This window comes from Deinococcus sp., from assembly GCF_025362455.1.
Taxonomy (GTDB): domain Bacteria; phylum Deinococcota; class Deinococci; order Deinococcales; family Deinococcaceae; genus Deinococcus.
In genome coordinates this window covers 1-11124 of the sequence record NZ_JANYGJ010000237.1, presented here as the reverse complement: position 1 = coordinate 11124, position 11124 = coordinate 1, and the positions used below count along the sequence as shown (strand labels likewise).

Here is an 11124-nt window from a genome sequence, read left to right as displayed (position 1 = left end):
GCTCCGCACGAAGGCGAACCACTCCTCCAGCCCCGTGCCGCGCTTGCTGCTCAGCTCGATGACCGCCGCGCCAGGCCGCGCCCGGTCGATGTTCTCGCGGGCCAGGGCCAGGTCAAATTCGGCGGCTTCGGCCAGGTCCATCTTGGTGATGACCACCACGTCGGCGGTGTTGAAGATGGTCGGGTATTTCAGCGGCTTGTCCTCGCCCTCGGTGGTGCTGAGCAGCACAGCGCGGGCGGCCTCGCCCAGATCGTAGGAGCTGGGGCAGACCAGATTGCCGACGTTTTCCAGAAACAGCACATCCAAATTCGGCAGATCGAAGCGCGGCAGCACGGCGTCCACCATCATGGCGTCGAGGTGGCACACTGTCCCGGTGACGATCTGCTCGGCCTGGGCGCCCCAAGCTCGGAGGCGGGCGGCGTCGTTCTCGGTGGCCAGGTCGCCCACCGCCACGGCCATTCGCACCTGCCCGGCCAGGTCGCGCAGGGTGCGCTCCAGCAGCGCCGTCTTGCCCGCGCCAGGGCTGGACACCAGGTTGATGGCCCGCACGCCCGCCGCCGCGAACAGTTGGCGGTTCTCGGCGGCGCGGCGGTCATTGTCGCGCAGGATGTTCTGCCGAACAGTCACGATGCGGGGGGCGGTCATAGTGTCTCCTCGAACGGATTGAAGATAGAAACCCCGAATTTTTGAAAATCGGTGACGTTGCGGGTCACCACCGTCAGGTTGTGGTGAAGCGCCGTGGCCGCCAGCAGGCCGTTAAAAACGGGCAACTGTCCTGGCTTTTTTCCGGTGGCGGCGACCATCAGTGCCCAGGCTTCCATCACACCCTCCGACAGCGGAAGAACCCGTCCTGCGTGTCGGGTCAACACCTCGTTCTGGAGCCACGACAGCAGCTTAAGGCGCTTGAGCGGGTCATCTGCGATCTCTATTCCACGCCTGATCTCGCCCAGACTGATCATACTGATGAAGACATCCGTCAATTCGACCTGTTGAAGAAACATGTCCAGGCCAGGTGCAGGTCGCGGTTTGGTGGCGTCACTGATGACGTTCGTGTCAAAGAGGAAGGGTGACCTAGCCAAGGTCGAGCACGCGATCCGGAAAGACCTCCTCGCCCCGGTCCAGATCAAGTTCAAAATCGTCGAATCTGGGAGCATTCCTGAACAGTTCGCTGGCCTTCAAGCTCTTGCCGTGCAGGGCGTCCCACTTCACGGCGCTCACCACTACAACTGCGTCTTTACCGCGTCTGGTTACCCGTTGCGGCTGCCCACTGATGGCCTGATCCACGACCTGCGAAAACCTGGCTTTGGCTTCTTCCAGCCGCCATACCTGCGGCACATCCGATTTGCGAATGGTCACCACTTCACCTCTACCTTTCATTATAACTGGTTAGCTGACTAGTTGAAAGTCATGCCAGCTCCAGTTCGTCCAGTTCCAGTTCGTCGCCCTGGAGGAGTTTCGGCGTGGGCGCGTCGCAGAGTGGGCAGCGCAGACCGCGCATCAGTTGCAGTTCCACCAGGCCGTGTGTGGGGCACTCGCCTACTCCTGGCACCCGCACGATGCTCAAGGCCGCACCGGCCAGAGGCGTGCCCTGAGCGCAGGCGGGAAAGGCGGCACTCAGGGCTTCGGGCACCACCGCCGACCACTGACCGAGGCGCACCGTGAGCGCGGTGACTCGAACGCCGCCGTGCTCGCGCAGCACGTCCTGGGCGACGCGAATCAGGTCGAGGGCGACGCTGGCTTCATGCATATTGGCTCGCGGGGTAAGTCGAGCTGGGAACCGCCTCGATCAGCAGCGTGAGTGGACGGGCACTCAGCGCGGTCCAGCATTCCACTTCACCGTCACAGAGTTCGGTACACAGTTGGTTGTCCTGGGCGTGCCACAGCCGCCGCGTCAGCAGCTCCAGGTCCGCACCCGTGACCGGCGATCCAGAACAGTGCGCTCGCCGAACGCCGTACATCCCCGGCGACACGGCGGCGCCTATCGCCAGCAGATGCGGAAACATCTGGACGTGGCGTTCACGAAAGCTCGTCTTCGGCCCTTGCACCAGGCCGGGAATCACCGAAGCCAGGTCGATGAAGCGGTCTTTGAAGGTCGGACGAAAGCGGCGGCGGGTGATCTGCCAGCTTCGGACATGGACACGCAGACCAATCGAGGCACCGGCAGATTCAGACATCAGCAACTCGGTCCTCCTGCGTCATTGTAGAGTGCCGGAGTGGGCGTCCTGCTGACCGACCTGAGCAATGAGGAGCACTCCAAGACCTGCAACTGGTGGAACTGGCGCCCCACCCTGACGCTGATTTCCACATTGAAGCTCCTCGACGCCGAGCGGCTGGACCTCATGGGTTACAACGCCGGAGCCGAGGTCAGCCAGGCTGAAGCCCAGGCCATCGCCTCGTTTCTCGAAGCGCGGGTGCTGCCGCTGCTCAGCGAAAATCAGCGTGTGCTTTTGAATGGTTCGCGGACCACCGAGCCCGACGACGGCACCTTCTACGAGGAGCCGTCCGAGATGTACAAGAACTACAGCACGAGTCTCGACTGGCTGAGCGAATTTGCCCAGTTCTGCCGTGAGTGTGGCGGTTTCTCGGTGTGGTGAACCCGTTTCAGTCGCTCAGTTACCGCACGTCCTCGTAAATCTCGTCCAGGCTGAGGCTCGCGCCCAGGCAGGGGAGAGGTACGGCCTCGGTGCTGTACTCGCGCAGTTCCCAGCCGGTGTCGCCGCGCCCGTAAGCGTAGACCCGGCGCTCGCCCTGCTCGATCAGCAGGTAGGTCTGGAGGCTGGGCAGAGCGGTGTAGGCGTGGTATTTGGCGTTGTGATCAGTGTGGGCGGTGCTTTTGGACAGAACTTCAACCAGCAGACAGGGCGCCACCTTGAACTTTGCGTCGTCCTCCCTCGGCTCGCAGGTGACGAGTACATCGGGGTAATAATAGGTCCGCCGATCAGCGGTAGTGACCCGCATATCAGCCGCATAGGCAAAGCAGCTTTGCCGCCGCGCCAGCAGCCGGAGCGCCGCGAACACGTTGCCGGTGATGGTGGCGTGCGCGTCCGACGCCCCGGCCTGTCCGTGCAGTGCGTACATAAACCCGTTGACGTACTCGTGCTTGAGGACGCCCTGCTCCTCGGTCCGCAGGTACTCCTCGACGCTCATGGCCCGGAAGGCGCTGTCCGTCATGCCCTATCGTACCTCCCTAGAACAGCCGCGCTCAGAACAGAAAATACTTCTGCGTCAGCGGCAGCGTCTCTGCCGGTTCGCACGTCACCAGCTCGCCGTCGACGCGCACTTCATACGTCTCGGCGTTGACCTCGATGTGGGGTGTGGCGTCGTTGAGCAGCATGTCCGCCTTGCCGATGCTGCGGGTGTTCGATACGGCGGCGTAGCGGCGCCCCAGCACCGGTAGATGGCCCTCTTGCAGACTCACCGCTGAGACGAAATGCAGACAGGTCGCGTCCATTCCGCCCCCGTGCGCGGCGAACATCGGGCGCGGATAGACCGGCTGCGGCGTGGGAATGCTGGCACCAGGGTCGCCCATCTGGGCACACACCACCAAGCCGCCCTTGAGAATCATGGCCGTCTTGGCGCCGAAAAAGGCCGGTTTCCACAGCACCAGATCGGCCAGCTTGCCCACCTCGATGCTGCCCACCTCGCGGGCAATGCCGTGGGCAATCGCCGGGTTGATGGTGTACTTGGCGATAAACCGCCTAGCCCGCAGGTTGTCGGCGCGGCTGTCCTGGCCCAGACCGGCGATACTGAGTGGCCCGCGCTGCACCTTCATCTTGTGGGCGGTCTGCCACGTCCGGGTGATGACTTCCCCGACGCGCCCCATCGCCTGCGAGTCGCTGCTCATCATCGAAAACACGCCCAGATCGTGCAGCACGTCCTCGGCGGCGATGGTTTCGGGGCGGATGCGGCTCTCGGCAAAGCTGACGTCTTCGGGAATGCGCGGCGAGAGGTGGTGGCAGACCATCAGCATGTCGAGGTGCTCGTGGATGGTGTTGACGGTAAACGGCATGGTCGGGTTGGTACTGCTCGGCAGCACGTTCGGCAGCCCCGCCACCCGGATGATGTCCGGCGCGTGCCCGCCGCCCGCGCCCTCGGTGTGGTAGGTGTGGATGGTGCGCCCCGCAAACGCCTCGATGCTGTCCTCGACAAAGCCCGACTCGTTGAGCGTATCGGTGTGGATGGCGACCTGCACGTCGTACTCGTCGGCCACCCGCAGCGCGGCGTCGATGGCGGCGGGCGTGGTGCCCCAGTCCTCGTGCAGTTTGAGGCCCAGCGCCCCGGCACGAATCTGCTCGGCCAGCGGCGCCGTCGTGCTGGCGTTGCCCTTGCCCAGCAGCCCGAAGTTGAGCGGCAGGCCAGACAGGCTCTCCAGCATCCGGTGGATGTGCCACTCGCCCGGCGTGCAGGTCGTGGCGCTGGTGCCCGCCGTCGGGCCGGTGCCGCCGCCGATCATGGTGGTGACTCCACTTTCTAAGGCCGTCCAGCACTGCTGCGGCGCGATGAAGTGGATGTGGGTGTCCACCCCGCCAGCGGTAAGAATATGCCCCTCGCCCGCGATGATTTCCGTGCTCGCGCCGATGGTCAACCCCCGCGTCACCCCGTCCTGCGTGCCGGGATTGCCCGCCTTGCCGATTGAGCAGATTCGCCCGTTCTTGACGCCCACATCGGCCTTGATGACGCCCCAGTAATCCAGAATCACCGCGTTGGTAATCACCAGATCCGGCACGTCGGCATCTGCCCTTACGGCGGTGCTGCTCTGGCCCAGGCCGTCGCGGATGACCTTGCCGCCGCCGAATTTGACTTCCTCGCCGTAGGTGGTCAGATCGCGCTCAATCTCGATGAGGAGCGCGGTGTCGCCCAGCCGGACGCGGTCTCCGGTGGTGGGGCCGTAGAGGTCGGCGTATTGTTTGCGGGGGATTCTCATAGGCCCTCCGGGTGAGTTTGTGAAAGCAGGGGGCGCGGGGTGCGGTGCGCGGGACGCGGGGAGGACGGCAGTGGGGAGTGGGGAGTGGGGAGTGGGAAAAGTGGGGAAAGAGCGACGGGTACGCTGCTGCCCACCCCTCGCCCCCTGCGGGAGAGGGGAGCCGCGTAGCGGCGGGGTGAGGGGAAGTGAGCGCCAGCTCATGCCCTTATCTGTTCCCACTCCCCACTCCCCACCAGCGGCGCAGCCGCGCCCCACTTCCCCCGCGCATCGCGCACCGCGCACCGCCTCCCTACTCCCCATCCACAAACCCCGCCTCAACCGCTCTATGCATCGCCCGCTCGCGCTCGGCTTCCAGATCGCCGCCGACCAGATTGTTCATGCCGTACACGGTTCGGCTGCCGCCCAGGGGCACGACCTCGACTCCCCTCTCCTCGCCCGGCTCGAAGCGCACGGCGGTTCCGGCGGGGATGTTCAATCGGGTGCCATACGCGGCAGCGCGGTCAAATCTGAGCGCGGCGTTGACCTCGAAAAAGTGGAAGTGGCTGCCGACCTGAATGGGCCGGTCCGCCGTGTTGGCGACCACCAGCGCGGTCACGGGGCGTCCGGCGTTGAGTTCGATGTCGCCCCCTTGCAGCAGGTATTCACCGGCCACCACGCGGCTGCGGCCTCCGCGAATCGGGTCGTGAATGGTCACCAGTTTGGTGCCGTCGGGGAAGGTGCCCTCGACCTGAATGTCGTGGATCAGCTCCGGCACGCCGTCCATCACATCTTCGGGAGTCAGGATGCCCGCGCCCCAGCTCATCAGCTCCTGCACGCTGCGCCCGTCGCGCACGCCTTCCAAAACTTCGGCGGTTATCAGCGCGACGGCTTCCGGGTGATTGAGTTTCAGGCCGCGCGCCTTACGCCTGCGGGCCACCTCGGCGGCGGTGAAGATCAGCAGCTTGTCGCGCTCGCGTTCGGTTAGTTGCATGGGAGCTCCTGTGGGTGAATGCTCTGCTCAGGATGACATGCGCCCTGCTATCCGGCGCGTTCCCGGTGTGGGTGTGGCCTCCCTGGAGTCGGTCCAATCCGAGCTGGACATGGCGTGAACATTGTCTGATATGTGTTCTACAAAATGCAGGATTGAGCCCTACATCCCAGCATGTCTAACCTATCTGTGCATTTTGTTCGACATTTGGGAAACATAATGCAAGAATGAATGTGAAGGTCGGTATCCGGGGGACGCAATCTGTTCCGGCGCCCAGCCGACCACTCCAGGGGGAACACATGTCGAACATCATTCATGCCCGCAGCGCACGCCTGATCTTTCTCTCGCTCGGATTGTTGTGCGGCAGCGCCGTGGCCCAGAGCACCGTTAAGGTCGGGGTGCTGCACTCTCTGACCGGCACCATGTCGATTTCGGAGATCACCGTCGCCAACGCCGCCCAGCTCGCCGTGGACGAGATCAACGCCAAGGGCGGCGTGCTGGGCAAGAAAATCGAGGTCGTCAAGGAAGACGGCGCCTCGGACTGGCCGACGTTTGCCACCAAGGCCGAGAAGCTGCTGACCCAGGACAAGGTGGCGACCGTGTTCGGCGGCTGGACCAGCGCGAGCCGCAAGGCCATGTTGCCGGTCTTCGAGAAGCAGGGGGGCCTGCTGTTTTACCCGGTGCAGTTCGAGGGCAACGAGTGCAGCCCCAACATCATCTACACGGGTGCCCAGCCCAACCAGCAGGCGCTGCCCGCACTGGAGTGGGCGCTGAGCAAGGGCTACAAGAACATCTTCCTGCTCGGCAGCGACTACGTCTACCCGCGCACCGCCAACCTGATCCTGAAAAAGCACATCACCGATATGAAAGCGACCCTGGCCGGTGAGGAGTACGTCGCGCTGGGCGGCACCGAGTTCAGTAGCGTCATCAACAAGATCAAGGCCGCCAAGCCGCAGGTCATCATCAACACGCTCAACGGCGACAGCAACGTGTCGTTCTTCAAGCAGTACCAGGCGGCTGGATACACGGCGGCCAGCCTTCCCGTCATCAGCTTTTCCATTGCCGAGCAGGAGGCCCAGTCCATCGGCCCGGCCCTGCTGACCGGCCAGTACGCCACCTGGAACTACTTCCAGAGCCTGCCCAGCGCCGCCAACAAGAAGTTCGTGACCGCCTACCAGGCCAAGTTTGGCAAGAACGCCGCCATCACCGACCCGATGGCCCACGCCTACATGGACGTGTACCTCTGGAAGGCCGCCGTGGAGAAGGCCAAGTCCTTCGAGCCCGCCGCTGTCCGCAAGGCCATCGTGGGCATCAGCATGGACAGCCCGCTCGGCAAGATCACCGTGGACGCCAACGGCTCGCTGACCCAGGCCGTGTATACCGGCATCTCCGGCGCGGGCGGCCAGTTCAAGGTCATCAGTCAGAGCAAGGGCGTGGTCGCCCCGCAGCCCTACGACAAACTCGCCTTCCCCGGCAAGACCTGCCCCTGAGTTGAGGGCGTGAATCAGGCGGGCGGAGCCGGTGGGGGAGAGCGGTCCCCTGGGCTCCGTGCGCCTGGTTTTGATTGAGAGGAGCTTTCGAGAAGGCAGGACTTTTGATGATCCAGATGAACTCAAAAGAGAGCAACGAGCCGACGTTTTTAGCTCACCGCTGAGCAGCGAGGCTGAATGGGAATGAGCGCAGCGAACGCCCTCCGTCTGTTCCCACCTCCGCTCCCGCGACAAGCCGCAAGTCCTCTACTAAGGAGCCTCATGGACCCCGTGTTTATCTCCAGCCAACTGTTCACCGGCCTATCCGTCGCCAGCCTGCTGCTGCTCACGGCGCTGGGGCTGGCGCTCAGCTTCGGGCTGATGCGGGTCATCAACATGGCGCACGGCGAATTCCTGATGATCGGCGGGTATCTGACCTTCATGGCGGCCAAGGTGACGGGGCCGGGCTTTTTGTGGCTGGCCTTCCCGCTGGCCTTCGTCGGCACGGCGCTGCTCGGCGCGCTGCTGGAGGTCGCCGTGATTCGCCGCCTGTATGGACGCCCGCTCGATACATTGCTGGCGACCTGGGGCATCAGCCTGATTCTCCAGCAGGCCGCGCGGCAGATCTTCGGCTCGACGGGGGTGCCCGTGACGGCCCCCGACTGGCTGAACGGCGCCGTGAACATCACCTCTGGACTGCTGAGCGGCCTGAGTTTCCCCTACGTCCGGTTGTTCGTGATCGTGCTGGCCGCGCTGGTGTTGTTCGGGATGTGGTGGCTGCTGGGCCGTAGCAGATTCGGCATGCACGTCCGGGCCGTGAATCAGAACCGCGAGATGGCGGCGGCGCTCGGCGTCAATACCCGGCGGCTGGATATGCTCGTCTTCGCACTGGGCGCGGGCATTGCGGGTGTGGCGGGCGTGGGGCTGGCGCTGCTCTCGCCGGTCAACCCGACGGTGGGCGCGGCCTACATCGTTAACGCCTTTTTAGTCGTCGTGGTCGGTGGCGTCGGCAGCGTGCTGGGCGCGGGCGCGGCGGCGCTGCTGCTGGGTTTTACCACCGCGCTGGCCGAGGGCATCACCAGTTCCAGTCTGGCCCAGGCGATCATGCTCATTCTGGTGGTGGCCTTCCTCCAGTGGAAGCCGAAGGGGCTGATTCCCACCCGTTCCCGCGCTCTGGAAGACGCATGAACAAGCTGACGCAGAATGCTTTGCTGGCCATTGTAGCGGTGGCGCTGGCCCTGGCTCCTTTCTACCTCGGCGCCTACCCACTCACGCTGCTGGGGCGGGTGTTGGCGCTGAGTATCGCCGCCATCGGCATCATGGTGGTGTGGGGGAGAGGGGGCATCCTGAGCCTGGGTCAGGGCCTGTTCTTCGGGCTGGGCGGCTACGCGCTCGCCATGCACCTCAAGCTGGTGGCGACGGCCAAAGGTGAGTTGCCGGATTTCATGCTCTACAACGGCGTCGAGGCCCTGCCCTGGTTCTGGAAACCGTTCGCCAGCGCCCCGTTTGCCCTGAGCATGGTGCTGATTCTCCCGGCGCTCACCGCTGGCCTGATTGCCTGGCTGATGTTCCGGCGCAGGATTACCGGCGTGTACGTCAGCATCATCACGCAGGCGCTGGTACTGGCCTTCGTCACCTGGCTCAACGGCTCGCAGGGGCTGACCTCCGGCACCAACGGCATCACCGATTTCCAGACGTTCCTGGGCATCAACCTGCGCGGCGACACCACGCGGGGCCTGTACTGGGTGACGCTGGCGGTGCTGGGCACGTGCATGGCGCTCACCGCCTGGTTGCTGCGAACCCATTTCGGCTCGCTGCTGACTGCCATCCGCGACAACGAGAACCGGGTGCGCTTCCTGGGCTACAACCCCGTCGCCTACAAGATCGCTGCCTTCGCTTTCGGGGGACTGCTGTCGGGCCTGAGCGGGGCGCTGTATACCGTCCACCTCGGCACCATTTCCCCGGCCATGATCGGCGTGACCTTCAGCATCGAACTGGTGGTCTGGGTGGCGCTGGGCGGACGAAATAACCTGATTGGCGCGGTGGTGGGCCTGGTCGCCGGGCAGCTCGCCAAGGACCGGATTTCGAGCGCCGCCCCCGACGCCTGGCTGTATGTCATGGGGGCGCTGTTTGTGCTGGTCGTGCTGGTGCTGCCGCAGGGCGTGGCCGGGCTCTTGCAGGGTCGCCACGTGAAGAAGGTCCAGCCCGCGCTGCAAGGCGTTCAGGAGGTCTCGGATGCCCGGTAATAAATTGTCCGACAAGATCTTCCCGGTTCATCCCCCCGTTTCCGGCGAACTGCTGCTAGAGGTCGAGAACGTCACCGTCAGTTTCGACGGTTTCAAGGCGCTGACCAACCTGAGTTTGCAGGTGCCGCGCGGCTCGCTGCGGGTGCTGATCGGCCCCAACGGTGCGGGCAAATCCACGCTGCTCGACACGATCATCGGCAAGGTGCAGCCGGAAAGCGGCGACGTGCGCTACCGGGGCCAGTCCATCGTGAAGCTCTCGGAGCACCGCATCGCGAACTTAGGCATCTGCCGCAAGTTCCAGGCGCCTGGCGTGCTGGACGGCCTCAGCGTCCGTGAAAACCTGCTCGTCGCCAGCAAACCGGCCAAAGGGGTGCTGAGCAGCTTCAAGCTCGGCGCGGGCGCAGCCCAGTCAAAACGGGTGGATGAACTGCTCGATCTGGTGGGCCTGCGCCACAAAGCAGATGACCTCGCCGCTGGCCTGGCGCACGGCGAAAAACAGTGGCTGGAGATCGGCATGGTGGTCGCCTCCGACCCCGAACTGCTGCTGCTCGACGAACCCACCGCTGGAATGACTGCCCAGGAGACCGCCAAGACCGCCGAGCTGATCCGCACGCTGGCCGGGCAGCATACCGTGCTGGTCATTGACCATGACATGGCTTTCGTCGAACTGCTGGGCGCCCCGATCACCGTGCTGCACCAGGGCCAGGTCTTCCGCGAGGGCGACCTGGCGAGTCTGCGGGCCGACCCGGACGTGATGGAGATCTATCTGGGTAGACCCAAGGAAGCCACCGACAAGGAGGCCCGCCATGCTCAAGCTTGAAGGGGTCAGCGCCGCCCACGGTCAGAGCCAGGTGCTCTGGGACGTGAATCTGGAAATAGCAGACGGCGAGGCCGTGACCCTGATCGGGCGCAACGGGGTGGGCAAAACCACCCTGCTCCGCACCATCACCGGGCTGCATCCGGTCACGGCGGGGGGCGTGCGCCTGAACGGTGAACAGGTCGAGAACTCACCCGCCTTCGAGCGTGCCCGCAGCGGCCTGGCCTACGTTCCGCAGGGCCGGGGCCTGTTCTCACACCTGAGCGTCCACGAGAATCTGCTGATGGGCCTGCCCGCCCTGAGTGGCCGCGAAACTGCCAGGCGGGAGATTCCAGAACTCGTCTACGACTTGTTTCCGATCTGCCGCGATATGGCAAGCCGCAAGGCGGGCAACCTCAGCGGCGGGCAGCAGCAGCAGGTTGCCATCGGGCGGGCACTCGTCACCCAGCCGCGCTATTTGCTCCTTGACGAGCCCACCGAGGGCATTCAGCCGAGCATCGTGCAGGAGATCGAGGCCGCGCTGACGCGGGTGCGCCGTGAGTTGCGCGTCGCCGTGCTGCTGGTCGAGCAGTACCTCGACTTCGCCTGGGCCTTCGCCGACCGGTATTACGTGATGCAGAAGGGCCGGATGGTGGAGACGGGCTTGACGGCTGATACGCCGACGGGGGATGTGCAGCGGTATTTGGGGGTGTGAGGGGTTA

Annotated in this window: 14 protein-coding genes; 6 read left to right on the top strand and 8 right to left on the bottom strand. The window is 64.6% G+C overall.

Translation table 11 applies throughout. From position 1 onward, the window contains the following. The 5 genes from hypB to Q0R23_RS16575 all read right to left on the bottom strand — a co-directional run. Positions 1-645: hydrogenase nickel incorporation protein HypB (gene hypB, locus Q0R23_RS16595; RefSeq protein WP_293914794.1), on the bottom strand; the 645-nt coding region annotated here is incomplete at its 3' end. Next, positions 642-1154, bottom strand: coding sequence for a type II toxin-antitoxin system VapC family toxin (locus tag Q0R23_RS16590; RefSeq protein ID WP_293914792.1), 513 nt, complete (start codon positions 1152-1154; stop codon positions 642-644). The genes hypB and Q0R23_RS16590, both read right to left, overlap by 4 nt. Next, a complete protein-coding gene (locus Q0R23_RS16585; protein WP_293914790.1) occupies positions 1072-1356 on the bottom strand; it encodes a type II toxin-antitoxin system Phd/YefM family antitoxin in 285 nt (94 codons plus the stop codon). The genes Q0R23_RS16590 and Q0R23_RS16585 overlap by 83 nt, the downstream gene beginning before the upstream one ends. Positions 1357-1405: 49 nt before the next feature. Further along, complete coding sequence (locus Q0R23_RS16580) at positions 1406-1747, bottom strand: hydrogenase maturation nickel metallochaperone HypA (RefSeq protein ID WP_293914788.1); 342 nt, start codon at positions 1745-1747, stop codon at positions 1406-1408. After that, complete coding sequence (locus Q0R23_RS16575; RefSeq protein WP_293914786.1) at positions 1740-2174, bottom strand: hypothetical protein; 435 nt, start codon at positions 2172-2174, stop codon at positions 1740-1742. Before Q0R23_RS16575 ends, Q0R23_RS16580 begins: the two co-directional genes overlap by 8 nt. Positions 2175-2213: 39 nt before the next feature. Here Q0R23_RS16575 and Q0R23_RS16570 point away from each other — a divergent pair, with 39 nt between their 5' ends. Then, positions 2214-2594, top strand: a complete 381-nt coding sequence (locus Q0R23_RS16570) for a hypothetical protein (RefSeq protein ID WP_293914785.1) — start codon at positions 2214-2216, stop codon at positions 2592-2594. 19 nt (positions 2595-2613) lie between these two features. On the opposite strand, the gene Q0R23_RS16565 is transcribed toward Q0R23_RS16570, so the two are convergent. From Q0R23_RS16565 to Q0R23_RS16555, 3 genes are all read right to left on the bottom strand, one after another. Beyond that, a complete protein-coding gene (locus Q0R23_RS16565; protein ID WP_293914784.1) occupies positions 2614-3171 on the bottom strand; it encodes a Uma2 family endonuclease in 558 nt (185 codons plus the stop codon). A gap of 31 nt (positions 3172-3202) precedes the next feature. Next, on the bottom strand, positions 3203-4924 hold the full coding sequence (ureC, locus tag Q0R23_RS16560) for an urease subunit alpha (protein WP_293914782.1): 1722 nt from the start codon (positions 4922-4924) through the stop codon (positions 3203-3205). A gap of 289 nt (positions 4925-5213) precedes the next feature. Next, positions 5214-5894, bottom strand: coding sequence for an urease subunit gamma (locus tag Q0R23_RS16555; RefSeq protein ID WP_293914780.1), 681 nt, complete (start codon positions 5892-5894; stop codon positions 5214-5216). A gap of 296 nt (positions 5895-6190) precedes the next feature. Between Q0R23_RS16555 and urtA the strand changes: the two genes are divergently transcribed. From urtA to urtE, 5 genes are all read left to right on the top strand, one after another. Continuing rightward, the gene (gene urtA / locus Q0R23_RS16550) at positions 6191-7381 is read left to right on the top strand and encodes an urea ABC transporter substrate-binding protein (RefSeq protein WP_293914778.1); all 1191 of its coding nucleotides are present in this window, start codon (positions 6191-6193) and stop codon (positions 7379-7381) included. Between the two features lie 261 nt (positions 7382-7642). Next, complete coding sequence (gene urtB, locus Q0R23_RS16545; RefSeq protein ID WP_293914777.1) at positions 7643-8548, top strand: urea ABC transporter permease subunit UrtB; 906 nt, start codon at positions 7643-7645, stop codon at positions 8546-8548. Further along, positions 8545-9606 carry an urea ABC transporter permease subunit UrtC gene (urtC, locus tag Q0R23_RS16540; protein ID WP_293914775.1) on the top strand — a complete coding sequence of 354 codons (1062 nt, stop codon included), beginning with the start codon at positions 8545-8547 and terminating at the stop codon, positions 9604-9606. The genes urtB and urtC overlap by 4 nt, the downstream gene beginning before the upstream one ends. After that, positions 9596-10426 (top strand): urea ABC transporter ATP-binding protein UrtD, encoded by an 831-nt coding sequence (gene urtD / locus Q0R23_RS16535; protein WP_293914773.1) that lies wholly within the window; start codon positions 9596-9598, stop codon positions 10424-10426. The genes urtC and urtD overlap by 11 nt, the downstream gene beginning before the upstream one ends. After that, complete coding sequence (urtE, locus tag Q0R23_RS16530) at positions 10413-11117, top strand: urea ABC transporter ATP-binding subunit UrtE (RefSeq protein WP_293914771.1); 705 nt, start codon at positions 10413-10415, stop codon at positions 11115-11117. The genes urtD and urtE overlap by 14 nt, the downstream gene beginning before the upstream one ends. Positions 11118-11124: the final 7 nt, after the last annotated feature.

Bases quoted from the DNA above. Each gene is read 5' to 3' on its own strand.
- Q0R23_RS16590 (WP_293914792.1), bottom strand. From the start codon at position 1,154: ATGCTCCCAGATTCGACGATTTTGAACTTGATCTGGACCGGGGCGAGG.
- Q0R23_RS16580 (WP_293914788.1), bottom strand. From the start codon at position 1,747: ATGCATGAAGCCAGCGTCGCCCTCGACCTGATTCGCGTCGCCCAGGAC.
- Q0R23_RS16575 (WP_293914786.1), bottom strand. From the start codon at position 2,174: ATGTCTGAATCTGCCGGTGCCTCGATTGGTCTGCGTGTCCATGTCCGA.
- Q0R23_RS16565 (WP_293914784.1), bottom strand. From the start codon at position 3,171: ATGACGGACAGCGCCTTCCGGGCCATGAGCGTCGAGGAGTACCTGCGG.
- ureC (WP_293914782.1), bottom strand. From the start codon at position 4,924: ATGAGAATCCCCCGCAAACAATACGCCGACCTCTACGGCCCCACCACC.
- Q0R23_RS16555 (WP_293914780.1), bottom strand. From the start codon at position 5,894: ATGCAACTAACCGAACGCGAGCGCGACAAGCTGCTGATCTTCACCGCC.
- urtA (WP_293914778.1), top strand. From the start codon at position 6,191: ATGTCGAACATCATTCATGCCCGCAGCGCACGCCTGATCTTTCTCTCG.
- urtB (WP_293914777.1), top strand. From the start codon at position 7,643: ATGGACCCCGTGTTTATCTCCAGCCAACTGTTCACCGGCCTATCCGTC.
- urtC (WP_293914775.1), top strand. From the start codon at position 8,545: ATGAACAAGCTGACGCAGAATGCTTTGCTGGCCATTGTAGCGGTGGCG.
- urtD (WP_293914773.1), top strand. From the start codon at position 9,596: ATGCCCGGTAATAAATTGTCCGACAAGATCTTCCCGGTTCATCCCCCC.
- urtE (WP_293914771.1), top strand. From the start codon at position 10,413: ATGCTCAAGCTTGAAGGGGTCAGCGCCGCCCACGGTCAGAGCCAGGTG.